Annotated in this window: 24 protein-coding genes and 1 tRNA gene; 17 read left to right on the plus strand and 8 right to left on the minus strand. The window is 65.4% G+C overall.

Translation table 11 applies throughout. From position 1 onward, the window contains the following. Window positions 1-17: 17 nt before the first annotated feature. Together gspG and C556_RS0104460 are read right to left on the minus strand one after the other, a co-directional pair. Window positions 18-437, minus strand: a complete 420-nt coding sequence (gene gspG, locus C556_RS0104455; protein ID WP_018747027.1) for a type II secretion system major pseudopilin GspG — start codon at window positions 435-437, stop codon at window positions 18-20. Between the two features lie 617 nt (window positions 438-1,054). Further along, window positions 1,055-1,648, minus strand: coding sequence for a superoxide dismutase (locus tag C556_RS0104460; RefSeq protein ID WP_018747028.1), 594 nt, complete (start codon window positions 1,646-1,648; stop codon window positions 1,055-1,057). 181 nt (window positions 1,649-1,829) lie between these two features. Between C556_RS0104460 and C556_RS0104465 the strand changes: the two genes are divergently transcribed. Further along, window positions 1,830-2,756 carry a CobD/CbiB family protein gene (locus C556_RS0104465; protein WP_018747029.1) on the plus strand — a complete coding sequence of 309 codons (927 nt, stop codon included), beginning with the start codon at window positions 1,830-1,832 and terminating at the stop codon, window positions 2,754-2,756. Between the two features lie 11 nt (window positions 2,757-2,767). Continuing rightward, window positions 2,768-3,418, plus strand: coding sequence for a fumarylacetoacetate hydrolase family protein (locus C556_RS0104470; protein WP_018747030.1), 651 nt, complete (start codon window positions 2,768-2,770; stop codon window positions 3,416-3,418). Window positions 3,419-3,470: 52 nt separating this feature from the next. Here the strand turns inward: C556_RS0104470 and tsaD are convergent, their stop codons facing one another. Then, on the minus strand, window positions 3,471-4,484 hold the full coding sequence (tsaD, locus tag C556_RS0104475; protein ID WP_018747031.1) for a tRNA (adenosine(37)-N6)-threonylcarbamoyltransferase complex transferase subunit TsaD: 1,014 nt from the start codon (window positions 4,482-4,484) through the stop codon (window positions 3,471-3,473). Window positions 4,485-4,717: 233 nt separating this feature from the next. Between tsaD and rpsU the strand changes: the two genes are divergently transcribed. The 8 genes from rpsU to C556_RS0104515 all read left to right on the plus strand — a co-directional run bounded on the left by rpsU (window position 4,718) and on the right by C556_RS0104515 (window position 10,946). Beyond that, window positions 4,718-4,930 carry a 30S ribosomal protein S21 gene (rpsU, locus tag C556_RS0104480; protein ID WP_026262804.1) on the plus strand — a complete coding sequence of 71 codons (213 nt, stop codon included), beginning with the start codon at window positions 4,718-4,720 and terminating at the stop codon, window positions 4,928-4,930. Window positions 4,931-5,102: 172 nt separating this feature from the next. After that, on the plus strand, window positions 5,103-5,543 hold the full coding sequence (locus C556_RS0104485; RefSeq protein ID WP_026262805.1) for a GatB/YqeY domain-containing protein: 441 nt from the start codon (window positions 5,103-5,105) through the stop codon (window positions 5,541-5,543). Continuing rightward, window positions 5,543-5,983 (plus strand): GNAT family N-acetyltransferase, encoded by a 441-nt coding sequence (locus tag C556_RS0104490; protein WP_018747034.1) that lies wholly within the window; start codon window positions 5,543-5,545, stop codon window positions 5,981-5,983. Before C556_RS0104485 ends, C556_RS0104490 begins: the two co-directional genes overlap by 1 nt. Window positions 5,984-5,986: 3 nt before the next feature. Then, window positions 5,987-7,873, plus strand: coding sequence for a DNA primase (gene dnaG, locus C556_RS0104495; RefSeq protein ID WP_018747035.1), 1,887 nt, complete (start codon window positions 5,987-5,989; stop codon window positions 7,871-7,873). Between the two features lie 82 nt (window positions 7,874-7,955). Then, window positions 7,956-9,896 carry an RNA polymerase sigma factor RpoD gene (gene rpoD, locus C556_RS0104500; RefSeq protein WP_018747036.1) on the plus strand — a complete coding sequence of 647 codons (1,941 nt, stop codon included), beginning with the start codon at window positions 7,956-7,958 and terminating at the stop codon, window positions 9,894-9,896. Window positions 9,897-9,912: 16 nt separating this feature from the next. Continuing rightward, window positions 9,913-9,989, plus strand: a tRNA-Ile gene (locus C556_RS0104505). A 298-nt stretch (window positions 9,990-10,287) separates the two neighbouring features. Beyond that, window positions 10,288-10,593 carry a hypothetical protein gene (locus C556_RS0104510; protein ID WP_018747037.1) on the plus strand — a complete coding sequence of 102 codons (306 nt, stop codon included), beginning with the start codon at window positions 10,288-10,290 and terminating at the stop codon, window positions 10,591-10,593. A 137-nt stretch (window positions 10,594-10,730) separates the two neighbouring features. Continuing rightward, window positions 10,731-10,946, plus strand: coding sequence for a hypothetical protein (locus C556_RS0104515; RefSeq protein WP_018747038.1), 216 nt, complete (start codon window positions 10,731-10,733; stop codon window positions 10,944-10,946). Window positions 10,947-11,030: 84 nt separating this feature from the next. Here C556_RS0104515 and C556_RS0104520 read toward each other — a convergent pair whose 3' ends face one another. Then, complete coding sequence (locus C556_RS0104520) at window positions 11,031-11,768, minus strand: competence/damage-inducible protein A (RefSeq protein WP_018747039.1); 738 nt, start codon at window positions 11,766-11,768, stop codon at window positions 11,031-11,033. 137 nt (window positions 11,769-11,905) lie between these two features. On the opposite strand from C556_RS0104520, the gene C556_RS0104525 reads away from it, so the two are divergent. The 6 genes from C556_RS0104525 to C556_RS0104550 all read left to right on the plus strand — a co-directional run bounded on the left by C556_RS0104525 (window position 11,906) and on the right by C556_RS0104550 (window position 18,096). Beyond that, on the plus strand, window positions 11,906-12,730 hold the full coding sequence (locus tag C556_RS0104525) for a ferritin family protein (protein ID WP_018747040.1): 825 nt from the start codon (window positions 11,906-11,908) through the stop codon (window positions 12,728-12,730). Between the two features lie 283 nt (window positions 12,731-13,013). Further along, a complete protein-coding gene (gene rfaE2 / locus C556_RS0104530) occupies window positions 13,014-13,505 on the plus strand; it encodes a D-glycero-beta-D-manno-heptose 1-phosphate adenylyltransferase (RefSeq protein ID WP_018747041.1) in 492 nt (163 codons plus the stop codon). Further along, window positions 13,502-14,836 carry a mechanosensitive ion channel family protein gene (locus C556_RS19310; RefSeq protein ID WP_018747042.1) on the plus strand — a complete coding sequence of 445 codons (1,335 nt, stop codon included), beginning with the start codon at window positions 13,502-13,504 and terminating at the stop codon, window positions 14,834-14,836. The genes rfaE2 and C556_RS19310 overlap by 4 nt, the downstream gene beginning before the upstream one ends. Before the next feature lie 295 nt (window positions 14,837-15,131). Further along, the gene (locus C556_RS0104540; protein WP_018747043.1) at window positions 15,132-16,325 is read left to right on the plus strand and encodes a DesA family fatty acid desaturase; all 1,194 of its coding nucleotides are present in this window, start codon (window positions 15,132-15,134) and stop codon (window positions 16,323-16,325) included. Window positions 16,326-16,634: 309 nt separating this feature from the next. Continuing rightward, window positions 16,635-16,988 carry a RidA family protein gene (locus tag C556_RS0104545; protein WP_018747044.1) on the plus strand — a complete coding sequence of 118 codons (354 nt, stop codon included), beginning with the start codon at window positions 16,635-16,637 and terminating at the stop codon, window positions 16,986-16,988. Between the two features lie 31 nt (window positions 16,989-17,019). After that, entirely contained in the window at window positions 17,020-18,096 is a 1,077-nt protein-coding gene (locus C556_RS0104550) for a glycoside hydrolase family 18 protein (protein WP_018747045.1), read from the plus strand. Window positions 18,097-18,166: 70 nt separating this feature from the next. On the opposite strand, the gene sbcB is transcribed toward C556_RS0104550, so the two are convergent. The 3 genes from sbcB to C556_RS0104565 all read right to left on the minus strand — a co-directional run bounded on the left by sbcB (window position 18,167) and on the right by C556_RS0104565 (window position 21,732). Beyond that, window positions 18,167-19,591: an exodeoxyribonuclease I gene (gene sbcB / locus C556_RS0104555; RefSeq protein ID WP_051083211.1), complete on the minus strand. Its 1,425-nt coding sequence runs from the start codon at window positions 19,589-19,591 to the stop codon at window positions 18,167-18,169. 214 nt (window positions 19,592-19,805) lie between these two features. Then, the gene (locus tag C556_RS0104560; RefSeq protein WP_018747047.1) at window positions 19,806-20,696 is read right to left on the minus strand and encodes a pirin family protein; all 891 of its coding nucleotides are present in this window, start codon (window positions 20,694-20,696) and stop codon (window positions 19,806-19,808) included. 172 nt (window positions 20,697-20,868) lie between these two features. Further along, a complete protein-coding gene (locus tag C556_RS0104565) occupies window positions 20,869-21,732 on the minus strand; it encodes a pirin family protein (protein ID WP_018747048.1) in 864 nt (287 codons plus the stop codon). A 207-nt stretch (window positions 21,733-21,939) separates the two neighbouring features. Here C556_RS0104565 and C556_RS19315 point away from each other — a divergent pair, with 207 nt between their 5' ends. Further along, the gene (locus tag C556_RS19315; RefSeq protein WP_018747049.1) at window positions 21,940-22,989 is read left to right on the plus strand and encodes a formylglycine-generating enzyme family protein; all 1,050 of its coding nucleotides are present in this window, start codon (window positions 21,940-21,942) and stop codon (window positions 22,987-22,989) included. A 55-nt stretch (window positions 22,990-23,044) separates the two neighbouring features. Here the strand turns inward: C556_RS19315 and C556_RS0104575 are convergent, their stop codons facing one another. Beyond that, the gene (locus tag C556_RS0104575) at window positions 23,045-25,447 is read right to left on the minus strand and encodes a hypothetical protein (protein ID WP_018747050.1); all 2,403 of its coding nucleotides are present in this window, start codon (window positions 25,445-25,447) and stop codon (window positions 23,045-23,047) included. Between the last annotated feature and the right edge of the window lie 2 nt (window positions 25,448-25,449).

A 25,449-nucleotide genomic window follows, 5' to 3' on the forward strand; every position in this document is an offset into this window, starting at 1 on the left:
CTGCGGGGTGATACGGGTCAGTGCGCGACGTCCGCGTCTTCGCCCGTGCCGCCTTGCTTGCCGTCGGCACCAAAGGTCAGCAGGTCGTATTCACGGCCGTTTTCGCCGGGACGGCGGTAGACATAGGGACGATCCCACGGGTCGTTGGGGAGTGCCTTGGCGAGGTAGGGGCCGTTCCACTTGGTGGAATCGGCCGGCTTCTCCATCAAGGACTTCAGCCCCTGCTCGGTGGTGGGGTAGCTGCCGGTATCCAGACGGTACTGGTCCAGCGCGTCGGCCAGGGCCTTCATCTGGCCGGCGGCGGTCTTGGCGCGGGCTTCGCCCACCTTGCCGAACAGGCGAGGTCCGACATAACCGGCCAACATGGCGATGATCAGGATAACGACCAGCAGCTCGAGCAGCGTGAAGCCGCGAGCGAGTAAGCGTTGGTGTTTCATTTGTAATTATCTCTGGGTGCGATGTTGCGACTCCGCGGCCGGCGATGCGCCCACGGGCTTCCCTTCCTCCGGCCACCATCGTAATACGCGTTTTGAACGTGGAGCAAGCGTGCCGTATGCGGCAAACCTAATATTGTCGCGGCTTTGACGCCGATGACAACAACCAGGCCAGCTGGGGTCGGGACGACGCGTTGGGGTCCGTGTAAGTCGCTTCGGTTCCGTCCATGGGATGGCCGGGAGATGTAAGCCGACGGACTGTATCCTGCCCCGCTCAATGTGCCCGGCAATGCCTGCGTGACGGCGGGCGGATGTCGCCTGGCAGTCGGGGATGATGGATGGATGCGAAGCCTGGCCTCGCTTGGGGACGAATCTGTGCGTGAGCGAAGCATCGATCCCGCAACGATGCGGGCGGCCGGGTTGCGCAACACGGTGCGGCGCGCATGATGCACGGCGCCATACTGCTACGTCTGGAAATCATCGGTGGCGGCGGGGTTTTGCTGTGCCGCAGCATCGGCGTGACCAATGTCAGCCAAAAAAAAGGGAGAGCAAAGGCTCTCCCTTGTTTTATCCACTCACCGGGCCGTTGGGCTCCGATGAGCGGAAGCGCCATTCGGCGCTCAGGCAGCGAAGCGTTGGGCGACGGCGTTCCAGTCGACCAGCTTCCAGAAGCCGCCGAGGTAGTTCGGGCGGCTGTTGCGATAGTCGATGTAGTAGGCGTGTTCCCACACGTCACAGGTCAGCAGCGCGGTATCGGCGGTGGTCAGCGGGGTGGCGGCATTGGAGGTGTTGACGATGTCCACGGAGCCGTCGGCCTTCTTCACCAGCCAGGTCCAGCCCGAACCGAAGTTGCCGGCGGCGGAGGCGTTGAAGGCTTCCTTGAACTTGTCGAAGCTGCCCCACTTGGCATTGATGGCGTCGGCCAGGGCGCCGCTCGGTGCGCGATCCTCGCCGGCGGGATTGGGGGCGAAGCCGTACCAGAAGAAGGTGTGGTTCCAGATCTGGGCCGCATTGTTGAACACGCCGCCGGCCGGGGCCTTCTTCACGATCTCTTCCAGGGACAGGGCTTCGTACTCGGTGCCCTTGATCAGGTTGTTCAGATTGGTCACATAGGTCTGGTGATGCTTGCCATAGTGGAAGGACAGCGTTTCCGCGGACATGTGCGGCGCCAGCGCGTCCTGGGCGTAGGGCAATTCGGGCAGTTTGTGTTCCATGTCGATCTCCGTGTTGTTCGAACGCAGGTGGGATTTTTGTGGTTGAAGCCGAGTAAGCAGCACTGGGGGCGGGCCCCGCGATTTTCAAGAGGCCGATTGTGCGGCTTCGGTGCATGCGTGGCCTGTGGTAGGCTTGCGGCCGACAGAATGAAGCCGGCCCTGCTGTCAGGAACAAATCAAGATGACCATTCTATCCCTGATCCTCGCGCTTGCGCTGGAGCAGTTGCGCCCCATCAGCAATCGCAATCCGGCCTATCTGGCCTTTACCCGCCTGGCCAATCGCCTCAAGCGCGCGCTCAATGCTGGCGAATACCGCAACGGTGTCTACGGCTGGGTGGTGGCGATGGTGCCGCTGCTGGCGGTGGCCGCCGGCGTCTATTTCCTGCTGCGCTGGTTCAGCCCGCTGCTGGGCTTTGCCTGGACCGTGCTGGTGCTGTACCTCACCATGGGTTTCCGCCAGTTCAGCCACGCCTTTTCGGGTATCTCCAAGGCCTTGCAGGTGGATGACCTGCCCACTGCGCAACAACTGCTGGCCGAATGGACCGGCCAGCATGCCTCCGAGATGAACGCCGACGAGGTGTCGCGCGTGTCGGTCGAGCAGGGGTTGATCGACTCCTATCGCTATGTGTTCGGCACGGTGTTCTGGTTCGTGGCGCTGGCCTGGTGCGCCGGCCCGGTGGGCGCGGTGCTGTATCGCGGCGCCAGCCTGTTGTCGCAGAAGTGGGGCACCTACGCCGAGGCCGATCCGTTCGGTCGCTGGGCGATGACGGTGCAGGAATGGCTGGACTACCTGCCGGTGCGCCTGACAGCGGCCAGCTTCGCCATCATGGGCGACTTCGAGGACGCGGTGTACTGCTGGCGCTCGCAAGCGCGCGCCTGGGGCAACTACGCGCACGGTATCCTGCTGGCCGCCGGCGCGGGCGCCATCGGCATCCGCCTGGGCGAGGCGCTGCACCAGGACCATACCGTCAAGTTCCGCCCCGAGATCGGGGTGGGCGATTATGTCAGTGCCGATTACCTGGCCAGCGCCGTCGGCCTGATCTGGCGCTCGGTGCTGTTGTGGGTGGCGGTGATCCTGCTGTTCAGCATCGCGCGCTGGCTGGCCTGAGGGAGAAACGAATGGCGACGATCCAGATCGGCCCGCGCGAACTGCGGGTGGCGAACATTTTCTGCGTAGCGCGCAACTACCTGGCGCACGCCAATGAAATGGGCTCGACCATCGGCCCCGAGCCGGTGGTGTTCCTGAAGCCGACGTCGGCGCTGCTGGCCGAGGGCGAGGCGATCCCGCTGCCCGATTGGTCCAGCGAGATCCATCACGAGGCCGAGCTGGTGGTCGCCATTGGTCGCAGCGGGCGCAACGTCGACCGCGCCGCCGCGATGTCGTACATCGCCGGCTATGCGCTGGGTTTGGACCTCACCGCGCGGGACGTACAGGCCCAGGCCAAGAAGAACGGCCAGCCGTGGACGCTGGCCAAGGGCTACGCTGGTTCGGCCGCGTTGACTGGCTTCGTGCCGGCGGCGGCGATTCCGTTTCCCGGCGAAGTCACCTACCGCCTGGAGATCGACGGTGAGACACGGCAATACGCGGAAGCACGCCTGATGGCGTTCGACGTGCCGGCGTTGATCGCCTGGATTTCCGAACGCTTCGGCCTGACCGAGGGCGACCTGATCTACACCGGCACGCCCGAGGGCGTGGGCCCGATCCATCGTGGCGAAACCTTGCGCCTGGTGCTGGGCGGCTTGATCGACCAGTCGTTCACCGTTGCCTGAGCGCAGTCGCTCCATGGAAAACGCCGGCTTGATGCCGGCGTTTTTGTTGGTCTCAGGCGACAGGCAGGCTGTCCAGCGGCCAGCGTGGTTTGGCGCCGTAGCTGTAGTCGTGCCGGGCATGCTTCAACCGCATCGCCCCGGCGTAGGCGATCATCGCGCCGTTGTCGGTGCACAGCGCCAGCGGGGGATAGAACACCTGGTAGCGGCGCCGCGCGGCCGCGTCGTCCAGCCCGGCGCGCAATTGCCGATTGGCGCCCACGCCGCCCGCGATCACCAGTCGCTGCATGCCGGTCTGCTTCAGGGCCGCCAGACATTTCTTGGTCAGCACTTCGACGATGGCTTCCTGGAAGGCCGCGCAGATATCGGCACGGGTGGTGTCGTCCAGCGGCGATTGCTGCTGCACCAGGTTGAGCACCGCGGTCTTCAGGCCGGAAAAACTGAAATCCAGGTCGCCCGAATGCAGCATTGGCCGCGGCAGCTTGAAACGCTTGGCGTCGCCCTGGTCAGCCAGCTTGGACAGCGCCGGGCCGCCGGGGTAGCCCAGGCCGAGCAGCTTGGCGGATTTATCGAAAGCTTCGCCGGCCGCGTCGTCGACGGTTTCGCCCAGCAGTTCGTACTCGCCGATGCCGCGTACCGCCATCAATTGCGTGTGGCCGCCGGACACCAGTAGCGCGACGAAGGGGAACGCCGGACGTGGCTCGGCCAGTAGCGGGGACAACAGATGGCCTTCCAGGTGATGAACGCCGATCACCGGCTTCTGCAGCGCGAAGCCCAGCGCGTTGGCGACCGAAGCGCCAACCAGCAGCGCGCCGGCCAGGCCGGGGCCCTGGGTGAAGGCGATGGCGTCGAGTTCGTCCAGCGTGGCGCCGGCCTCCGCCAGGCAGGATTCGGTCAGCGGCAGCACGCGGCGGATGTGGTCGCGCGACGCCAGCTCGGGCACCACGCCGCCGTATTCGGTGTGCATGGCGATCTGCGAGTGCAGGCGATGGGCCAGCAGGCCGCGTTCGCTGTGGTAGAGTGCGACGCCGGTTTCGTCGCACGACGATTCGATCCCCAGGACCAGCATGGCGCGCTTCCAATGATGCAAAAAAGCGACATGCTAACCGCTCGCCGTCGCCAGCAACACCCCGCGCCTCGCCGCCCACGGTCCGGCATCGCTTGGTAGACGTGACGAAGGGTCGCCAGACCGGCTCTAAGTGCTTGCCGGCAAAGAGAAGGTTTTGACACCGGCTTGCCAGTCGGCGTACACTCCACGCCTTTCTCAAGTGTCTAACCCTAGACTTAACAGGATTTCGCTCGATGCCTTCTGTACGCGTTAAAGAAAACGAGCCGTTTGAAGTAGCAATGCGCCGCTTCAAGCGCGCGGTGGAAAAGACGGGTCTGCTGACCGAACTGCGCTCGCGCGAGTTCTACGAAAAGCCCACCGCTGAGCGTAAGCGCAAGCTGGCTGCGGCCGTGAAGCGTCACTACAAGCGTCTGCGCAGCCAACAACTGCCGCCGAAGCTGTACTAAGACTCGCTGATCGAGTCCGAGCAAAAGGCCGCCTCCGAGCGGCCTTTCGGCCTTTCTGCCGTGCCAGACGCGCGGCATTGTCTTCTCCCAATCCAGGTCACCCCGCCATCGACGCCATCCTCGCGTCGATTCCGCGTGGCGCGTGTCCGAGTGTTCAGCCCAAGGAGCATCGATGAGTCTTAAAGCCCGTATCCAGGAAGACATGAAGAGCGCGATGAAGGCCAGGGAGACGGACCGCCTGGGGGCGATCCGCCTGCTGATGGCCGCCATCAAGCAGCGCGAGGTCGACGAGCGCATCGAGCTGGACGACGCCGGCATCGTCGTGGTCATCGACAAGATGCTCAAGCAGCGCAAGGACAGCATCGAGCAGTACGAGGCGGCCCAGCGCCAGGATCTGGCCGACAAGGAAAAGGCCGAAGTCGAAGTGCTGATCGCCTACATGCCGCAGCGCCTGTCGCAGGCCGAAATCGACGCCGCCGTGGCCGAGGTCATCGCAGCCCACGGCACCGCGCCCGCCGCGATGGGCAAGATCATGGCCGACCTCAAGGCCCGCCTTGCCGGCCGCGCCGACATGGGCGAGGTGAACAAGCTCGTCAAATCACGGATGGGCTGATGCGGGCCCGGCTCGCCACGGCGGGCGATCTGCCGGCCGCGCTCGAACTCTTCGCCGCGCTCAATCCGGATGACCCCGTGCTGGACGCGGCGCACGCCGAGCGTGTCTGGGCGCAACTGCTGGCCCAGCCCGGCGCTTCGGTGTGGCTGGCGGAGGAACAGGGTCGGCCGGTCGCGACCTGCACCCTGTTGATCGTGCCCAACCTGACCCGCGGGGCGCGGCCCTACGGCTTGATCGAAAACGTGGTGACGCTGCCGCAGTGGCGTCGGCAGGGCCATGCCCGCGCCGTGCTCGACGCTGCATTGTCGACCGCCTGGGCGGCCAACTGTTACAAGGTGATGCTGTCCACCAGCGCGCGCGAGCCCGGCGTGATCGATTTCTATCGGCGCTGCGGCTTCCGCGACGGCATCAAGACCGGCTTCGTGGCCACGGCGCCCTGATTCATGGCGCGCATTCCCGACTCCTTCATCCAGGATCTGCTCAACCGCGTCGATATCGTCGACGTGGTGGAACGCTATCTGCCGCTGAAGAAGGCCGGACAGAACTACGCTGCCTGTTGTCCGTTCCACAAGGAAAAATCGCCCTCGTTCACCGTCAGCCCGACCAAGCAGTTCTATCACTGCTTCGGCTGCGGCGCGCATGGTTCGGCCGTCGGTTTCGTCATGGAGTACGAAGGGCTGTCCTACCCCGAGGCTATTCGCAAGCTGGCCGAGTCGGTGGGGTTGCAGGTGCCGGAAGAGGTCGGCGGCGCCCCGGAGGCGCCCCGTGCCGAACCGGGCGTGCTGGATGCGCTCAAGCAGGCGAGCGACTTCTATCGCCAGCAACTGAAGAGTGCGCCACAGGCCATCGCCTATCTCAAGGGGCGCGGCCTGGAAGGGCGGACCGCCGCGCGCTTCGGCCTGGGCTACGCACCGGGCGGCGAGGACTGGCAGGCGCTGAAGCGGGTGTTTCCCGATTACGACTGGAACAAGCTGCTGGCCGAGGCCGGACTGGTGGTGGACAAGGAAGACACCAAGCGCCGCTACGACCGTTTCCGCGACCGGGTGATGTTCCCCATCCTGAACCAGCGTGGCGCGGTGATCGGCTTCGGCGGTCGGGTCATGGGGCAGGGCGAGCCCAAATATCTGAATTCGCCCGAGACGCCGGTGTTCGAGAAAGGCCGCGAACTCTACGGCCTGACCCAGGCGCGCGCCGCAATCCGCGAAGTGGGGCGCGTGCTGGTGGTCGAAGGCTATATGGACGTGGTGATGTTGTCGCAGCACGGCGTCGAGTACGCGGTCGCCACGCTGGGCACCGCCTGCACGCCTGAGCACCTGCGCAAGTTGCTCAAGCTGGCCGACGACGTGGTGTTCTGCTTCGACGGCGACCGCGCGGGCCGCAAGGCCGCATGGCGCGCGCTGGAAAACAGCCTGGACCTGCTGGCGGACGGCAAGAAGCTGACCTTCCTGTTCTTGCCCGAAGAGCATGATCCCGATTCCTACGTGCAGGCGTATGGGCGCGAGCGTTTCGAACAATGCGTGCGCCAGGAGGCCACGCCGTTGGCGCAGTTCCTGCTGCGCGAGTTGTCCGCCCAGGTGGAGCTGGAAAGCGACGAAGGGCGGGCCCGGTTGGTGCATCTGGCCAAGCCGTTGCTGGCGCGGGTCAAGGCGCCGGCCTACGCGGTCATGTTGAAGAAAAGGCTGGCGGAATTATGCCGCTTGGAATTGAGCGAACTGGAACCCATCTTGTCAGGACAAGACGGGCAAAAGTTCGGTGGCGAGCAACATGTGCGCGACCGGGCGCAGTCGGGCCGCAATGAGGATTGGCGGAACAATCGGGAGCGGGGTCGCGACGGCAAATGGCGCGACCGGCCGGCGCAACGGCAACCGATGACGCCGCCCAAGGTGCGGCAGGACCCCGTCGAGCGGCTGACCCAGCTGGTGCTGGCCGACCCGGAGCTGGCGCGCGGCGGCGAACCCGTGTGGACCGGTTGGCCGGCTCAGGAATCCACCCGTTTGCTGCGTGCGGTGCTGGATGCCGCGCGCAACTACGGACAGTTCGAAAGCGGCATGCAACTGGTGGAGCTATGGCGGGGCGAGAACGAGTTCGAACGCTTGTTGCGGCTGTCTTCGCAGGCCACGCAGATTTTCGGACGAATGGAGCGCGACGAGCGTCAGGTCGAGTTCGCCGAGACGCTGGCCGCGGTCGGGCAGGCGCTGGAACGACCGGCTACACTGGATCGCAAGGCGGAACTGGAGTACCGGGCAGGGAACGGCGGCCTCACCGAAGCAGAGAAAAGCGAGTACGAAAACCTGGTCCGCGAGGCGCAGCGGCAACGATTTCACCGGTGATCGGAATTTAATCGGCCGCTATCGGTCGTACCGATCTGATATAATCCTCGGTTTTTCCGAATCTTTCTGAGTCCCACGACACATGGCGGCAGATCACGAATTCGACAGAGAAGAGGCAGAACGCACCGACTTCAAGGAGCCGAAACGCGACAACAGCGAAAAACTGGACGCGGATGCCCGCAAGGCCAAGTTCAAATCGCTGATCGTGCTCGGCAAGGAGCGGGGCTATCTGACCTACGCCGAGATCAACGACCACCTCCCCGACGACATGCTCGATGCCGAGCAGATCGAGGGCGTGATCAGCATGATCTCGAACATGGGCATCCAGGTGTACGACGAGGCGCCGGACGCGGAAGAACTGCTGATGTCCGACGCCACGCCCGCCGTCACCGACGACGACGCAGCGGAGGAAGCCGAGGCCGCGTTGTCCTCGGTCGATTCGGAATTCGGTCGCACCACCGACCCGGTTCGCATGTACATGCGCGAAATGGGCACGGTGGAACTCCTCACCCGCGAAGGCGAAATCGAAATCGCCAAGCGGATCGAGGAAGGCCTCAAGCACATGATCCAGGCGATTTCCGCCTGCCCGACCACCATCGAGACCATCCTCGAGCTGGTCGATCGCGGCCTCAATGACGAGATCCGCATCGATGACGTGATCGACGGTGTGATCGACCCGAATGCGGTCGAGGAAGAGCCCGCCGCCGCGCCCGAACTGCCGGAAGAGGAAGATCTCGACGGCGAGGAGGAAGAAGGCGAGGAGGAAGACTCCGAGGCCATCGCCAGCGCCAACCTGGAGCTGCTCAAGACCCAGGCGCGCGAGCACTTCGATATCGTTCGCGCCCAGTTCGACCTGATGATGAAGGCGCTGGCCAAGGAAGGCGTGCACGGCAAGAGCTACCTCGCCGCGCAGCAGGCGATCGCCGAGCAGTTTCAGTTCATCCGCTTCTCCGCCCGCCAGGTCGAGGCCCTCTGTGACCAGTTGCGCACCATGGTCGACGAGATCCGCGGCCACGAGCGCGAGATCATGGATCTGTGCCTGCAAAAGGTGCAGATGCCGCGCGACCACTTCATCAAGACCTTCCCGGGGCGGGAGACCGACACCCACTGGGTGGTCGAGGAGATCGCCGGCGGTCATCGTTATTCCGGCGTCCTGGAGCGCTACCAGCACGCCATCATGGAAAAGCAGGGCAAGCTGGCCGAGTTGCAGGACCACGCGCGTCTGCCGATCCGCGAGCTGAAGGAAATCAATCGCCAGATGAGCACTGGCGAGGCCAAGGCCCGCCGCGCCAAGCGCGAGATGATCGAGGCCAACCTGCGTCTGGTGATCTCGATCGCCAAGAAGTACACCAACCGCGGCCTGCAATTCCTCGACCTGATCCAGGAAGGCAACATCGGCCTGATGAAGGCGGTGGACAAGTTCGAATATCGTCGCGGCTACAAGTTCTCGACCTACGCCACCTGGTGGATCCGGCAGGCCATCACCCGCTCGATCGCCGACCAGGCGCGCACCATCCGTATTCCGGTGCACATGATCGAGACCATCAACAAGATGAACCGCATCCAGCGGCAGATCCTTCAGGAAACCGGCATCGAGCCGACGCCCGAAGAGCTGGCCGACAAGATGGAAATGCCGGAAGAGAAGATCCGCAAGATCCTCAAGATCGCCAAGGAGCCGATCTCGATGGAGACGCCGATCGGCGACGACGACGATTCCCATCTGGGCGACTTCATCGAAGACCAGAACAACATGGCGCCGTCCGACGCCGCCGTGTACGCCGGTCTGCGCGAAGCCACCAAGGAAATCCTCGACACGCTCACCCCGCGCGAGGCCAAGGTGTTGCGCATGCGCTTCGGGATCGACATGAACACCGACCACACGCTGGAAGAGGTCGGCAAGCAGTTCGACGTCACCCGCGAGCGGATTCGCCAGATCGAAGCCAAGGCGCTGCGCAAGCTGCGCCACCCGACGCGCTCCGAGCGGCTGAAGAGCTTCCTGGAAAGTGTGAGCAACGAACAGTAGAATGGCCCGTTTTTCCGGGCCTGTAGCTCAGTCGGTCAGAGCAGAGGACTCATAATCCTTTGGTCCTGGGTTCGAGCCCCAGCGGGCCCACCAGTAAAAAGGGTTGCAAGCATTTGCTTGCAACCCTTTTTCCATTTCATGGCCGCCGGCCCAACAATCGTCTATCCGTGCCGGAAAAACAGCAGAGCACCTCGTGGCCTGGCGCCGCGTTCTCGACCGGGCATGAGCGGGGGCACGCGCTCACACCTGTTCGCCGCTGCGCGCAAATGGCACGCCGGATAGTGATGATCGCCCCTGGCGGGCAGGTCGAGCGCATCCCAAAAATTCCCGCCGCCGCAGTGCCGGCAGCGGCGATGCTATAAGGATCGAACTCGCCTTCCGGGAGCACACCGTGCGCCATCCGCTGTTGTTCCTGCTGCTTGCCGGCGCCGCCGTTGCCGCGCCCACCAACCCGCATCCGCTGCGGCTGACCGGGCAATACATCTGTGCCGACGACGTGCAGTTCCATGTGCGCGCCAATATCGATGGTCGGACCATCTACCTCTACACGCCGCACCGGGTGTTCCCATTGCAACAGCGAGCCCGCGCTGACGGTTTCGAGTGGCGTAACCCCGAACTCACCTGGGAGGGCACGTCCGAGGCCAGTACCTTGCGCAACGACCACGGCGTGGTGGCGCGCGACTGTCGCAAGCGCTGACGCCGCCTGGCGGGCCGCGCCGCAGGACGCGGCGTTGTCCGGCGCCAGCACTTCCGAATGTCCTACATCGGCATCGTGTATCGGGGTGTAACCTGATTTTCACGAAAGGGGTTGCTGCCAACCAGGAGGGCACGAAGATGCGCTATGAAATGCTGAACCACATGCCTGAGCTGTTCCGCGCGCTGGGCAATATCCATCACGGCAAGCATCAGCCGGCGGACGCCGAATCCTACATGCACTACTGCATGTTGCAGGCCAATGGCCTGGCGCAGCGTGGCGACAGCGGCTTTGAATTGACCGCGCGCGGCGAATGGGTGATCAACCGGCGCGAAGCCCAGCAGATGCGTCATTGACCACCCGGGCCGCCCACGGCCCGCAACCGGCCCGCGATGTGTTCCACTCGCGGGCTTTTGTTTTGTCCGGCCCAGCCGCCGCGCTTAGAGTTGCGGGCGATAGTCGCGCCCCAGCAGTGCCCGGCACAGGTAATCGCAGGCCGCGTCGGCGTCGGGTTGGCTGCCGCTGAGTGTGAACTCGAGGTGCGGGCCGGGGTGGCGCTCGTTGCCGAACGACGGCAGGCAGGAGAAGCGCACCTCGGGAAAGCGCATCACCAGGCGCTCCATCTCATCGATCAGGTCGCCTTCGCGCGCGTCGGGCACCAGGATCGAACGATGGACCTCGCGTTGGCCTGGTTGATAGTGGGTGTCGAGCACCCACTCCAGCATGGGCCACGCCATTTCCGGAAACCCGGGCAGCAGGTGGTGGTGGCGGAAGCTGCATCCGGCCACCTGGTTCACCGGATTGGGGATCAGGTGCGCGCCCAGCGGGAACTCGGCCATGCGGATGCGATGCGGGTGCGCGGCCTCGCCATGCCGCGCGACGATCAGACCGGCGGCTTCGTCGTTCAATTCGAGCGCCACGCTGGCGGCCGATGCCAGTGCCTGACGGGTATGATCATCCGGCGTGGCGCCGATGCCGCCGCAGGAGATCACGTGTGCTTCATCGGCCAGCGTGCGTTGAAATGCCTCGGTCAGCACGTCGCGGTCGTCGGGCAGGTAGTGTGCGGCGGACAGGCGATGGCCCCGGTCGGCGAGCCGCGCCAACATGGCGGCGAAGTGTTTGTCCTGACGCCGTCCTTCCAGGATCTCGTCACCAACGATAAAGAGCTGGAACTCCATGATGAAATCTCCATGACATGTGCGGAATTCAGCTTGCCGCAGGGGAATGCAGGCGGTCTAATACCGCCGGGCCGAAACGCTCACCGTTTTCATCTGCCCGATTCCATCTTATAACTGCCCTAAGCAGGAGCCTGCCGATGTTGTATCCCCAATTGTTCGCCGACCTGGAAAAAGCGCGCTGGAACATGGCCGACGATATTCCCTGGGACCAATTCGACGCCGCCTTGCTGACGGACGACCAGGCGATGACGATCAAGATGAACGCGATCACCGAATGGTCCGCGTTGCCGGCCACCGAGATGTTCCTGCGCGACAATCGTGACGACTCGGATTTTTCGGCCTTCATGTCGATCTGGTTCTACGAGGAACAGAAGCACTCGCTGGTGCTGATGGAATACCTGCGTCGCTTCCGTCCCGAGCTGTGTCCCACCGAGGAGGAGCTGCACGCCGTGCGCTTCGAGTTCGACCCGGCCCCGCCGCTGGAGACGCTGATGCTGCATTTTTGCGGCGAAGTACGGCTGACCCAATGGTACCGCCGCGCTTCCGAGTGGCACACCGAGCCGGTGATCAAGCAGATCTACAAGACGCTTTCCACCGACGAGGCCCGTCACGGCGGCGCGTATCTCAAGTACATGAAGCGTGCCATCGAGCGCTGCGGCGTCGAGGCCAAGCAGGCGTTCGCCAAGATCGGCTTCCTGATGGCGTCGAGCGCGCGCTCCGGCAAGCCGCTGCATCCGACCAACCTGCACGTGAACAAGGATCTGTATCCCAACGATACGGTGCAGAGCCGCCTGCCGGATCCGGAATGGCTGGAGCGCTGGCTGGACGAGCAGATCCAGTTCGGCAAGGAGTGGGAAGCGCGCGTGGTCGGCGGTATCCTGCGTAATCTGTCCAGCCTGTTCGACGTGGCGCTGGAAACCACCGGCGACCTGAACCGCTATCGCAAGCAACTGATGGTCTAGGAGTCTGTCCATGATCCTTTCGCGGCAGCGCCGGGCCGGAAAAAGGTCAGGCACCAGGCGTGCGACGCCGGCAATAACGAGTTATTACCCAGGAGCACAACGCAGTGGATGACCTTTTTCCGGCCCGGCCTAGCGCGGCCCGGCCCTTCGGGTTCGGGGCATTGCCGGCGCGCTGCTGCGTTGCACGCCGCTCACGGTATCCATACCGCCGCGCGTCCTGCGCCTTGCCGCACGCCGGCACTGCCCCGAACGCTGTCGTGAAAGGATCATGGACAGGCTCGCCATGAACTACCCATTGCCCGACTTCGAAAGCAAGATCTGCCCGCCCGAGCAACTGGCGCAGCGCGTGGCTGAACTGCCGCGCCCGCTGGTGTTCACCAACGGCTGCTTCGACATCCTGCACCGCGGCCACGTCACCTACCTGGGCCAGGCGCGGGCGCTGGGCGCCAGCCTGGTGGTGGCGCTCAACACCGATGCGTCGGTGCGGCGGCAGGGCAAGGGTGACGATCGCCCGATCAACGCGATGGAAAACCGTGCGGCGGTGATGGCGGCGTTGGGCTGCGTCGATCTGGTGACCTGGTTCGACGACGACACCCCGCACGCGCTGATCCTGGCGTGCCGGCCGGACGTGCTGGTCAAGGGCGGCGACTGGTCGATCGAGCGCATCGTCGGCAGCGCCGAGGTGCTGGGCTGGGGCGGGCAGGTGCATTCCATTCCGTTCCTGCACCAGACTTCCACCACCCAGACCCTCCAGAAGATCCGCGCACTGGGATGACGCCACGCGAAAACCTGCTGGTCGAGCTGTTCTCCGACCTGAGCGAACACGGCGTGATCCGGCCCGACCTGCTGTGGCAGATCGGCTTGCTGGTGATCGCGGTCGGCCTAGCCCTGGTCGGCAGCCATTACCTCAAGCCGCGCCTGCACAGCGGGCACAGCCGCTGGAAATGGGGCAGCGAAGGGCTGGCGCGGGTGGTGTTCCCGCTGCTGGCGCTGGTGGGATTGCTGATGGGCGGGCTGATCCTGGCGCCGTTCTATCCGCTGCCGCACAAGCTGCTGGCCATCGCGGTGGTGCTGTTCACCGCGATGGTGAACATCCGCGTGCTGGTCTACGTGCTGCGCAGCACCTTCAACAATGCGCAATGGCTGATCCGCAGCGAGAAATACATCGCCGGCATCATCTGGACGCTGTATGCGCTGCACGTGGTCGGGCTGCTGCCCGAGATCGTCGAGGCGCTCAACAGCGTCAGCTTCAAGATCGGCAAGATCAACATCAGCCTGCTGGGCGTGATCAACGGTCTGTTCTCGGTGGCGCTGACACTGCTGGTGGCGATGTGGCTGTCGCGGCTGATCGAGCAGCGGCTGATGGGCGCCAGCCTGATGGACATGAACCTGCGCGTGGTGCTGGCCAAGCTCACCCGCACCTTCCTGGTGACGCTGGCGGTGATCGTGGCGCTGCCGCTGGTGGGCATCGACCCCACCGTGCTGTCGGTGTTCGGCGGCGCGCTGGGCGTGGGCCTGGGTTTCGGCCTGCAGAAGATCGCGTCCAACTACGTATCGGGCTTCATCATCCTGCTCGACCGCTCGGTCAAGCTGGGCGACCTGATCCAGATCGACGCCCGCCAGGGCGTCATTACCGGCCTGACTTCGCGCTACGTCGTGCTCAAGGGGGCGGACGGTACCGAATCGCTGGTGCCGAACGAAACCCTGATCACCTCCACCGTGGTCAACCAGTCGTACAACGATCGCAGCGTGTGGATCAAGCTGCCGATCTCGGTGGCCTACGAGTCGGATCTGCAACTGGTGATGAAGCTGCTGGTGGATGCCACGCGCGACATCGAGCGCATCGTGCAGGACCCGCCGCCGCGTGCCTACCTGGAGAACTTCGGCGCCAGCGCCGTCGACCTGTCGGTGGGCTTCTGGGTCAAGGATCCGGAGAACGGCACCCTGGCGCTGAAGTCGCAGATCAACGAACGCCTGTGGCTCGCATTCCGCGAGCATCGCATCAATATCCCGTTCAACCGGCTGGACGTGGTGCACTTCCGCCCCAACGAGCGCGTCGCGGGCGACGGCAACCTGCAGGGTCTGGGCCCGGATCAACCCGGCTGAACGCGGCCAACGCCAGCTTCCTGGCGGCGTCGCCACTTCCTGGGCCCCGCCGGCCGCTCCAGGGCGTGCCGCAGACGCCTTCCCGCATGGCCCCACACGGCGTAGGGGCTTGTTCCGGCGATGAAAAGTGCTTGCCATGCCACGCATCCGACAAGCGTCGGGAACTTGGGATTATCACCATCGATCCATCCCGCCGAGCGCGTTAAGCAAATATTGATTAATATCAACTCCCTGCGTGCGATGCCTGGGTAGTTTGCGACGCGCGAATAGTTTGCATTTACGGAGAATCCGAAGCATGAATTGGCTCAATGGCGCCATCGACCTGCCGTGGTGGGGCTACATCGTCGTCACCCTGGTGTTGACGCACATCACCATCGCGTCCGTCACCATCTACCTGCACCGCCACCAGGCGCACCGTGCAATCGACCTGGGCCCGATTCCCAGTCACTTCTTCCGTTTCTGGCTGTGGCTGACCACCGGCATGGTCACCAAGCAGTGGGCCGCCATCCACCGCAAGCACCACGCGCGTTGCGAAACCGCGGAAGACCCGCACAGCCCGCAGATCCTGGGCATCAAGAAAGTGATGTGGGAGGGCGCCGAGCTGTACCGTGCCGAATCCAGGAATGCCGAGACCATGGAGAAGTTCGGCCATGGCACGCCCGACGACTGGCTGGAGCGCAACGTCTACAGCAAGCACAGCGCCATGGGCCCGACGCTGATGATGATCATCAACCTGTGCCTGTTCGGCGCCAACGGCATCTGGATCTGGGCGATCCAGATGGTCTGGATCCCGTTCTGGGCCGCCGGCGTGATCAACGGCATCGGCCACTACTGGGGCTATCGCAACTTCGAGTGCGAGGACGCCTCCACCAACCTGGTGCCGTGGGGCATCATCGTCGGCGGCGAAGAACTGCACAACAACCACCACACCTTCGGCACCTCGGCCAAGTTCTCGTACAAGTGGTTCGAGTTCGACATCGGCTGGGGCTACATCCGCACGATGGAAATCCTGCGCATGGCCAAGGTGCGCCGCGTGGCGCCCAAGATGAAGACGGCCGAAGTCCGGCCCGAGATCGACGAACACGCGCTGGCCGCCATCATCGCCAACCGCTACGCCGTGGCCGCGCACTACGCCCGTTCGCTCAAGCTGACCGTGTCCGAGGAGCTGGACAAGCTGCGTAGCTCCGCCCGGCTGCCGCATGCCGAATTCAACCTGGCGCGCCAGATGAAGCTGTGGCTCAAGCAGGACGCCAAGGACACCCCGGTCAGCGAAAAGCCGCACCTCGACCAGTTGCTGGCGCAGAGCAAGACCCTGGAGCAGGTGTACCAGATGCGCCAGGAACTCACCCGGCTGTGGGAGCGCTCGTCGCTGTCCCGCGCCGAGCTGGTGAAGCATCTCCAGGATTGGTGCGCGCGGGCCGAGGCCAGCGGCATCAAGGCCTTGCAGGAGTTCTCGCTGCGCCTGCGTTCGGTGGCCGCCGTGCACTGAGCGCTTTCGTGGCGATCGAAAAGCCGGGCTGATGCCCGGCTTTTTCGTTGCCGGCCGGCGCGCGGCGGCAATGGCATGCCGACGTCGCAGGGCGGGGCGGTCGTGCCGATGGCGGGCCACCTGTCCCGGCCCCGCCGCGTGGCGGCGCGGCTGTCGCGACCCGTGTGTCGCCGGTTTGCGCATTCCCCGCCCCCGGCCGATCATGACGGCAGCGGCGCATCCGGCCGAAAACCGGCGGTTCGCCACAATCTGGGCCAAGCCAAGCTTACAGGCTTCGCCTTATGATGAGCCCACCCGAGGAGCAAAGCCATGTCCACCAGTATTCAGCGTTATCACATCGGTCCCCGCCTGGCCGAGATCGTCGTGCACAACAACACGGTCTATCTCGCCGGCCAGATCGCCGAAACGCTCGACAAGGACGCCCGCGGGCAAACCGAGGAGGTCCTGGCTGCCATCGAGCGCCTGCTCAACGAAGTGGGCTCTGAAAAGCAGAAGATCCTCTCCGCCACCATCTACCTGGCCGATATGTCCGATTACGACGCGATGAACGACGCCTGGTCCACCTGGGTGGTGCCGGGGCATACCCCCGCGCGCGCCACCGTCGAGGCCCGCCTCGCCGACCCGCGCTACCGGGTCGAGATGGTCGTCGTCGCCGCGCTGTGACCGCCGCGCCGTATTTCCACAAGGAGTTGTGATGTCCAAACCGATCCTGCTCGCGTACTTTGCCGGCTGGAAAGAGTGGGAGCACCTGCCGCTCGAACGCGACGCCAAGCGGCTGACCCATCTCTGCATCGCCTTTGCCAACATCGTCGGCGATGGAAAAGTGGCCTGGTTCAAGGGCGACGATGATCTGCCGGTCGACCCGACGCCGCAGGCCGCGCGCCTGTACCGCATGCGCGAGATCAACCCCGAGCTCAAGTTGTTGATCTCGATCGGCGGCTGGGCCGCCGACGGTTTCTCCGACGCCGCGCTGGACGCCGGCAGCCGCGAGCGCTTCGCCAAGGCCGCCATCGCCTTCATGCAGGAATACCGGCTCGACGGCATCGACCTGGATTGGGAATACCCGTCCAACGACATGGCCGGCATCAAGGCCCGCCCCGAGGACAAGCGCAACTTCACCCTGATGCTGGCCGAACTGCGCCAGCGTCTGGACGCGCTGTCCGACGCCGAAGGCCGCCAGGGCAGCGCGCGCTACCTGCTGACCATCGCCGCCGGCGCCGGCCAGTACTACCTCGACGGCGTCGAGATGCCCGAAGTGGCGCGCCTGTGCGACTTCGTCAACCTGATGACCTACGACTTCTACAACGGCTGGGCCACCCGCGCTGGCCATCACACCAACCTCTACAACACCCCGGTCGACCCGGAAGGCGACAGCTGTGCCAAGTCGGTGAAGCTGTTCGTCGACAACGGCCTGCCGCGCGACAAGCTGGTGCTGGGCTGCGCCTTCTACGGCCGCAGCCTCAAGGGCGTCGGCGCGGCCGGCCTGGGCGCACCGGGCACGCCCAAGAGCAATGGCGGCTACAGCTACAGCGAGATCGCCGCACTGCTGCGCGCCGGCGACGGCCGCGCGGTGCGCCATTGGGACGACGACGCCAAGGCGCCGTGGCTGCTGGTGGATGGCGACCAGTTCGTCAGCTACGAGGATGTGCAGTCCATCGGCCTGAAGGCCGACTTCGTCAAGGCCGAGGGCCTGGCGGGGGCGTTCTTCTGGGAATACACCGAGGACGCCGACGACCAGTTGCTGGCCACCTTGTGGGAAAAGCTGGGCTGAGCGATCCTCAGCCAGCGAAAAGCCGCCCTTTGGGGCGGCTTTTTCATGGGCGACGCGGCCAGATCGGCGGTCAACCGTAGTCGGGCGTCACCATGTCGGCATACTCGTACAGCTCGGCCAGGATCGCCTCGGCGCGCGCGTCGGCGGTCTCGGCCAGTTCGTCGATGCGCTCGCAGTACGCCTCCAGCGACAGATAGCCGTCGCGGCCCTCGAACAGGCGCGCCGCGCGCAGCTGCGCCCAGCGCTCGCCTTCCTCCTCCGACAGCGACGCCGGGAAGTTGCGCGCGCGGTAGCGGAAGGTCAGCTCCTCCAGCCGGCCATCGTCGAAGCTGGGGCGCTCGCGCGCCAGGGCCGGGCCGTCCAGCGTGGCCAGCCTTGCCAGCGTGCGCCGGTCGTTGTTGGAGAGAAAACCGCCGTACAGGTCTTCGTCCACGTCGCACGGCCCGAACGGTTCGCGCTGGTACACCTCGCGCCACAGCCCGGCCAGATCCGGCCCGGCCTGCAACGCCGCGGCGTGGCGCAGGGCGGTCTCGACATCGATGCCCCAGTGCGCGGCGCGCTCCGGCGGCAGCGTCTTCAGGTTGCCGATCACGATCGGCGACTTGTTGATGTGGATGGTCTTCACCGGCAGCCGCGTCACGCCCTCCGGCAGTTCGGCGCCGCGGGTGAACATGCGCTGGCGGATGGTGGCGGCATCCAGGTCGAACAGTTCGGCCGGGTCGGCGGCCAGATCCCACACGATCAGTTCGTTCTTGTTCTGCGGATGCCAGCCCAGCGGCCACACCAGCGCAATGCAGCCGCGTTCCACCCCGAACATGCCCGACACGTGCAGCAGCGGGCGCGGCGTGGTGCCGATCTCGGCCTGCACCTTTTCCTTCCTGCGCAGGCTCAGGCAGAAATCGAACAGGCGCGGCTGGCGCGTGCGGATCAGTCGCGCCAGCGCGATGGTGGCACGCACGTCCGACACCGCGTCGTGCGCGGCCTCGTGCGCCAGCCCGTTGGCCGCGCTCAGGTGTTCCAGGCGGAAGCTGTGCTTGCCTTCGTCGTTCAACGGCCACTCGATGCCTTCCGGGCGCAGCGCGAACGCCGTGCGCACCGTGTCGAGCAGATCCCAGCGACCGCAGTCGTTCTGCCACTCGCGGGCATAGGGGTCGAGCAGATTGCGCCAGAACAGGAAGCGCGTGACCTCGTCGTCGAAGCGGATCGAGTTGTAGCCCACCCCGACGGTGCCCGGTTGCGAGAACTCGGCCAGCAGTTGCTGCGCGAACTGGTATTCCGGAACGCCACGCGCCAACGCCGCCTGCGGCGTGATGCCGGTGATCAGGCACGATTGCGGATCGGGCAGCCAGTCGGGCGTCGGCTGGCAGAACAGCTCCAGCGGCTGGCCGATTTCGTTCAGTTCGTGATCGGTGCGGATCGCAGCGAACTGGGCGGGACGGTCGCGGCGCGGTACCACGCCGAAGGTTTCGTAGTCGTGCCAGAGAAAGGTGTGCATGGCGCTGCCGGACAAAGGAATCGCGCCATTTTACCTGCGATGGTTTGGGGAACCCCAAATCTTGAACCACAGAGAACACAGAGAGCACGGAGATACACAGAGAAGGCCAACAACGAAGCTTTGACTCGGCGGCTTTCGCCCGGCCTGGTTTTCTCTGTGACCCCTCTGTGTTCTCTGTGTTCTCTGTGGTTCAAGATTTGGGGTTTCAACCTATCTACCCCTGCCGCAACCGCGTCGCCGGCAACGGCAGCCGTTCGGTTTCGTTGGGCACGTCCCCGAAGCGCCGTCCGGCTTCCCAGTCCTCGGCGGCGCGCTCGATCAGCGCGCGTTCGCTGGCGACGAAGTTCCACCACATGGCGCGCGGACCATCCAGCGGCGCGCCGCCGAACAGGGCGAAGCGCACCGGCGCGTCGGCGCGCGCGGTGACCACCGCGCCCTCGGGCAACACCGCCAGTTCGCGGGCGGCGAAGGGCTCGCCGTCCAGCGTCAGCGATCCATCCACCGGGTAGACGCCGCGCTCGGCGTAGTCGGCCGGCAGCGTCAACGTGGCGCCGGCGGGCAGATCGACCACGGCGTAGAGCGTGGGGCTGGCGACCGCCACCGGCGAAACCTGGCCGTACAGCTCGCCGATCAGCACCCGCACCGTCGCGCCGTCACGCTGCACCACCGGCAGCGTGGCGGCCGGATAGTGGCGGAAGTCGGAGACGCCGTCCTCCACCGGCACCGGCAACGCCAGCCAGGTCTGCAAGCCGTGGATGCCGCGCTCGCCGTCGCGTTGCGCCGGGCTGCGCTCGCTGTGGACGATGCCGTGGCCGGCGGTCATCAGGTTGATGTCGCCCGGCGTGATGGTGAGTTCGGAGCCCAGGCTGTCGCGATGCATCAGCTCGCCGTCGAACAAAAACGTCACCGTCGCCAGCCCGATGTGCGGGTGCGGCGGCACATCCACCCCTTCGCCCGGCCCCAGCCGCGCCGGGCCCATGTGGTCGAAGAACACGAACGGCCCGATGGCCCGGCGCTCGCGGTGCGGCAGGCTGCGCCGCACCGGCAGATTCGCCCCGACAATCTCGTCGCGGCCGTTGATACGGAGAAAGGGGCTGGCAGTCATGAAGGAGTCCTTGGGGGCTGGGGTTGTGAAACCCTAAACCTTGAACCACAGAGGGCAGAGAGAACACGGAGTTTCACAGAGAAAACCCGACCAGCCTGCCGGTTTTCTCTGTGTACCTCTGTGCTCTCACCGTTCTCCGTGGTTCAAGGTGTGGGGCTAAAAAGCCGGCAAATCAAAACAGCCCGGCATTGAAGTCATAGACCGCCTGTTGCACTTCTTCGCGGGTGTTCATCACGAACGGGCCCCATTGCGCGATCGGTTCGTTCAGCGGCTTGCCGGATACCAGGATCAACCGGGTGTCGACGTCGCTCTTCAGCCACACGCCGTCGCCCTCGTTGCCGAGCACGCCCATCTGCTGCACCCGCAGCGGACGGTCGAGCTCGCCGACGGTGAGCGCGCCGCGGTAGACGTAGACGAAGGCGTTGTGCCCCGCCGGGATCGCCACGCGGTACTCGCCACCGGCGGGAATCGCCAGGTCGAGGTACAGCGGCTCGGTGTCCGGCCGGGTGACGGCGCCTTCGGCATCGCCCAGCTGACCGGCGATCAGCTTCAGCGCGCCGCCGCCGTCGAGTGCGAACTCGGGAATCTGTTCGGCCGGGATGTCGCGATAGCCCGGCTCGGTCATCTTGTTGCGGCCCGGCAGGTTCACCCACAGCTGGAAGCCTTCCATCAGGCCGTCCTCCTGCTCCGGCAGCTCACTGTGCACGATGCCGCGCCCGGTGGTCATCCATTGCACGCCGCCGTTCTGCAACAGGCCCTCGTTGCCGGCGTTGTCGCGGTGGCGCATGCGGCCGGCCAGCATGTAGGTCACGGTCTCGAAGCCGCGGTGCGGGTGATCCGGGAAGCCGGCGATATAGTCGTCCGCCTGGTCGCTCTTGAACGCATCCAGCATCAGGAACGGATCGAGCCGGCGTTGCAGGTCGTGCGTCAGCACGCGGGTGAGCTTGACGCCCGCGCCATCGCTGGTGGGCATGCCATTGACCACGCGCTCGATCTCGCGGCTGCGTTGGACGACGGGAAGGGCAAGGGTACGCATGGTGATCTCCTGTTATTGAAACTTGTTCTTATCGTAACCGCAGGCTGTGTCTAAAGAAATCGAAGAGATGTGTCGGTGATGTTCTGAATTTTTGAATGAGGCTCCGCCGCCTTCGGGCACCGCAGCCGGGACGGTGGCCCGGCTGTGAGCCGGTGCGGCAGGGGCCGATGGTAGACTCGGGCACCCGACCGAGGATGGACCGCGCCGATGAAAAAAAACTTGCTGATCCTGGGCCTGAGCACCTGCCTGCCGCTGGCCGCCGTGGCGGCGGTCACCCCCGTGACCCCGCCGCCCACGCCGTCCACCAGCCCGCTGGTCAAGGGCGAGGCGCTGGCGGCGCTGCCCAAGCTGGCGCAATCGCCGGAGCTGGCCGCCAGCCTGAAGGCGGTGGCCGAGGGGCCGCTGCCGCAACGGCTGGCAGCGCTGAAGCGCAAGGCGGTGGCCGACCTGGTGTTCGTCGAGGGCGGTAGCTTCGAGATGGGCGACTGGGGCCCCTACATCGCCAAGGCCGACAGCCGCCCGGTGCACACGGTGCAGCTCACCGGCTTCTACATCAGCCGCTACAAGACCACCTACGCCGAGTTCGATACCTATACCGACGCCAGCCGCACCCCGCGCACCGCCGACAGCGAGTTCGAGCGCAACCATCGCCATCCGCTGCTGCCGGCCGGCGCCGTCTGGCAACGCGCGCGCGACTACTGCCAGTGGCTGGGCCAGCAGACCGGGCTGCCGTTCGACCTGCCGACCGAGGCGCAGTGGGAGTACGCCGCGCGCAGCCGTGGTCAACGCTTCGTCTTTCCCACCGACAATGGGGACATCGACCATGGCCGCAACGTGCCGGGGTCGAGCGAGCATATGAAGCTGCTCAGCCCGCTGGTCGAGGACGAAAGCAGATTCGTGATGGATTCCCGGCCCTATCCGGTGGGGTTGTTCCCGCCGACGCCGCTGGGCCTGTACGACATGGCGCACGATGGCCAGGAATGGACGCTGGACTGGTACGCGGCCGACTACTACGCCCATTCGCCCAAGGTCGATCCCAAGGGGCCGGCCAGCGGCGACAAGAAGGTGGTGCGTGCCTGGCCGGTGAGCGAAGACACCGGGTTTTCCGGGATCAGCGCATATCGCCGGGCACGCGATCCGCTGCTGCGCAGGCCGGATTTCGACGATGCCACGAAGCTGGTCCCGGGGGTAATGATCTCCTACGGCCTGCGCTGCGTGGTCAACAGCGACCGGCCGCTGCCGGGCGTGAAGCGATAGCGAAACGGGGCCAGCGGCCCCGTTTTCATCTCGACGGAACAAGCTCCGCCGCGCGCTACACGTAATACGCGTCGCCGCCGCGCGCCGCGTACAGCGGGTGGTCGTCCTGCCACTGGCGCTGCATCGCATACTGCACGCTGTCGTTGGGCACCATCGGCAGTCCGCGCGTGGGCTCGTCCTTCAGGCTGGCGTAGACGTGGTCGTACCAGCCGCCGAAGTCGCCGCCCGCCTGCGCCAGCTTGCCGTCGCCCAGGCCCTTGCCCGGCAGGCTTTCGTAGTGCTCGCGGAACTGGTCGTCGTAATGGCTTTCGATGAAGGGCACGTCGACGTTGCCCACCATCTCCAGCTTGAAGAAATCCTTCAGGCTGGCCAGCTTGCGGTCGAAGTCGCCCTTGGCGCCTTGCCGGTCGATGTGCTGGATGATGTTGTCGATGCCGGCCTTGGTCTGCGCCTGACGCAGCACGTGCAGGATGGCGCGGCGCTGGGTGGCGAGGTAGCTGTCGCCCACGCCGCCGCCGGTGACCGCCGCGTCGGCCGCACCGTGGCGCGACAACTGGTAGATCAGCATGCCGCGCGTTTCCGGCGACGAATACTTCAGCGCGAACGGGGTGGCGAGGATGCGTTCGGCCAGGCGCTGACGCGCCTGTGCCCTGGCAAGGGCCGCACTGATTTGCGCAATTTGCGTACTCAAGTCTTCTTGTACTTGCCCAATGTAGTCGCCGATCTCCTTGCCGGCCTGGATGGCGAGGAAGCTCATGTCGCGCATGGCATCGAACGCCGTCTCGCCGATGATCTTCACGTTGGAATAGTTGGCGTGGTAGAGCTGGTAGTTGAACCACAGCACGAACGAGCCGACCTGCAACGGGTTCACTTCCAGCGAGATCGTCCCTTCCGCGCCCAGGCCGACGCACAGGCTGGCATGGGCCTGGATGCGGAACAGGCCGTCTTCGTACTGCGCGACGAACTTGGCCGAGGCGCCGATGCCGGCCATGCCGCCGACGCTGGGCGCCACGCTGGCCAGGTCCTTGAAATCCTTGTCCTGGGTCTCGGGGTTGCGCCATTGCAGCGCGCCCTTCAGCTCGATGTCGGCCTTGGCGCCGGCGAAGGCGTTCAGCTCGGCGGTGACGCCGCCGACGTCGGTCGACGCGGCGCTGCCCACGTCCATCTTCTTGGCGCGCCCGTTCCTGCGCCTGCCCGGCTTGCCCTTCACCTTGGGCAGTTCCTTGTCCTTCATCTCCACCGACAGCGACACCTCGGCGGCGACGCTGGCGCCGACCACGCCCGACAGCGCGGCCGACACCTGCAGGCGGATCGCGCCGAGCGGGAATTCGGTGCCGCGCAGGTCGTACAGGCACATCAGGATGCCGTCGCGCGCCGGCAGGTACAGGTCGGCCGACGCCTTGGCCTCGGCCAGCGCGATCTCCGCCTTGCCCTCGGCCTTGAACGCCACGCCGGCCTTGAACGGATCGAAGGTGCCGCTGACGCTGCCGCCGTACATGTAGCGCATCAGCGCCGCCTGCGCGGTCAGGTCGATGTCGGCCACCTGCACCCCGCCGACGGTGGTGCTGGCGGTGTGCTTCACCGTGTGGTCGGCGTTCCACTTGCGGCCCCAGTCGCCCAGGATGCTGTCGCTTTTCTGGAAGTCCAGCTTGACGAAGTCCGAGCTCCTGAGCTGGATCTTCTTGCCCTGCTCGCGCACGTATTGCTTGAGCTTGGTCTCGTCCAGCTTGCGCTTGCCGTTGGCGTCCTTCTTGTAGACGTCGGCCCACTTCACCGTCTCGGCGTCCTTGAACTTGGGCCAGCCTTCCTTGAGGCGGTCCGAGCGCACGTACACCAGTTTTTCCGGCAGGTCCTTCGGGTACTTGTAGTGGTCCTTCAACCCCGCGCCGCTGGCGAAGCCCCACGATTGCTTGGCCTTGGTGCCGTCGATCTTCGGGCCTTCGTTCTTGGTGGTGGTGGCGTAGGGCTTGTCGCCCTCCTTGCTCATCAGCGGGATCAGCTCGACCAGCTTCTTGCCGCTGCCGGCCGTGCTGGCCAGCGGCTTCATCTCTTCGCGCAGCTTCTCGTTGGTCTCGTCGCGCCACTTCACCGCCACGTCCCACCACTTCTGCGCTTCTTCCTCGATGCCGGGCGGGATCGTTTCCTTGTTGGCCTTGGCCGCCGACAGGATCTGCAGGCGGTTCTCGCAATCGAACAACAGCGCGTTGGCGTTGTGGTAATCGCGGATCAGCTCGCTCCAGCGGTGGTAGTGCAACCGCAGCTCGGCCGAATCCTGCGGCGGCACGCCGATGACTTCGCCGGTCTCGGGGCGCAGGAACAGCAGCACCTGCTCGGCCTGGGTGGCGACCACCGAATCCGGGCGCGGGTTGGTGGCGCCATCCTTGATCGGCTGGCTGGACGGGTCGGCGGTGGCGACGGCGCCGCCGCCGCCGATCATGTCGGAACGTTGATAGGCCATCG

This window comes from Chitiniphilus shinanonensis DSM 23277 (genome assembly GCF_000374805.1).
GTDB classification, from domain to species: domain Bacteria; phylum Pseudomonadota; class Gammaproteobacteria; order Burkholderiales; family Chitinibacteraceae; genus Chitiniphilus; species Chitiniphilus shinanonensis.

Excerpts from the sequence above, each read along its gene's own strand:
- C556_RS0104545 (WP_018747044.1), top strand. The coding sequence starts at position 16,635 with ATGTCCACCAGTATTCAGCGTTATCACATCGGTCCCCGCCTGGCCGAG.
- C556_RS0104485 (WP_026262805.1), top strand. The coding sequence starts at position 5,103 with ATGAGTCTTAAAGCCCGTATCCAGGAAGACATGAAGAGCGCGATGAAG.
- C556_RS0104525 (WP_018747040.1), top strand. The coding sequence starts at position 11,906 with ATGTTGTATCCCCAATTGTTCGCCGACCTGGAAAAAGCGCGCTGGAAC.
- rpoD (WP_018747036.1), top strand. The coding sequence starts at position 7,956 with ATGGCGGCAGATCACGAATTCGACAGAGAAGAGGCAGAACGCACCGAC.
- gspG (WP_018747027.1), bottom strand. The coding sequence starts at position 437 with ATGAAACACCAACGCTTACTCGCTCGCGGCTTCACGCTGCTCGAGCTG.
- sbcB (WP_051083211.1), bottom strand. The coding sequence starts at position 19,591 with ATGCACACCTTTCTCTGGCACGACTACGAAACCTTCGGCGTGGTACCG.
- C556_RS0104560 (WP_018747047.1), bottom strand. The coding sequence starts at position 20,696 with ATGACTGCCAGCCCCTTTCTCCGTATCAACGGCCGCGACGAGATTGTC.
- C556_RS0104575 (WP_018747050.1), bottom strand. The coding sequence starts at position 25,447 with ATGGCCTATCAACGTTCCGACATGATCGGCGGCGGCGGCGCCGTCGCC.
- rpsU (WP_026262804.1), top strand. The coding sequence starts at position 4,718 with ATGCCTTCTGTACGCGTTAAAGAAAACGAGCCGTTTGAAGTAGCAATG.
- C556_RS0104490 (WP_018747034.1), top strand. The coding sequence starts at position 5,543 with ATGCGGGCCCGGCTCGCCACGGCGGGCGATCTGCCGGCCGCGCTCGAA.
- C556_RS0104550 (WP_018747045.1), top strand. The coding sequence starts at position 17,020 with ATGTCCAAACCGATCCTGCTCGCGTACTTTGCCGGCTGGAAAGAGTGG.
- C556_RS0104520 (WP_018747039.1), bottom strand. The coding sequence starts at position 11,768 with ATGGAGTTCCAGCTCTTTATCGTTGGTGACGAGATCCTGGAAGGACGG.
- C556_RS0104465 (WP_018747029.1), top strand. The coding sequence starts at position 1,830 with ATGACCATTCTATCCCTGATCCTCGCGCTTGCGCTGGAGCAGTTGCGC.
- C556_RS0104565 (WP_018747048.1), bottom strand. The coding sequence starts at position 21,732 with ATGCGTACCCTTGCCCTTCCCGTCGTCCAACGCAGCCGCGAGATCGAG.
- C556_RS19315 (WP_018747049.1), top strand. The coding sequence starts at position 21,940 with ATGAAAAAAAACTTGCTGATCCTGGGCCTGAGCACCTGCCTGCCGCTG.
- C556_RS0104540 (WP_018747043.1), top strand. The coding sequence starts at position 15,132 with ATGAATTGGCTCAATGGCGCCATCGACCTGCCGTGGTGGGGCTACATC.
- C556_RS0104460 (WP_018747028.1), bottom strand. The coding sequence starts at position 1,648 with ATGGAACACAAACTGCCCGAATTGCCCTACGCCCAGGACGCGCTGGCG.
- rfaE2 (WP_018747041.1), top strand. The coding sequence starts at position 13,014 with ATGAACTACCCATTGCCCGACTTCGAAAGCAAGATCTGCCCGCCCGAG.
- C556_RS19310 (WP_018747042.1), top strand. The coding sequence starts at position 13,502 with ATGACGCCACGCGAAAACCTGCTGGTCGAGCTGTTCTCCGACCTGAGC.
- tsaD (WP_018747031.1), bottom strand. The coding sequence starts at position 4,484 with ATGCTGGTCCTGGGGATCGAATCGTCGTGCGACGAAACCGGCGTCGCA.
- dnaG (WP_018747035.1), top strand. The coding sequence starts at position 5,987 with ATGGCGCGCATTCCCGACTCCTTCATCCAGGATCTGCTCAACCGCGTC.
- C556_RS0104515 (WP_018747038.1), top strand. The coding sequence starts at position 10,731 with ATGCGCTATGAAATGCTGAACCACATGCCTGAGCTGTTCCGCGCGCTG.
- C556_RS0104470 (WP_018747030.1), top strand. The coding sequence starts at position 2,768 with ATGGCGACGATCCAGATCGGCCCGCGCGAACTGCGGGTGGCGAACATT.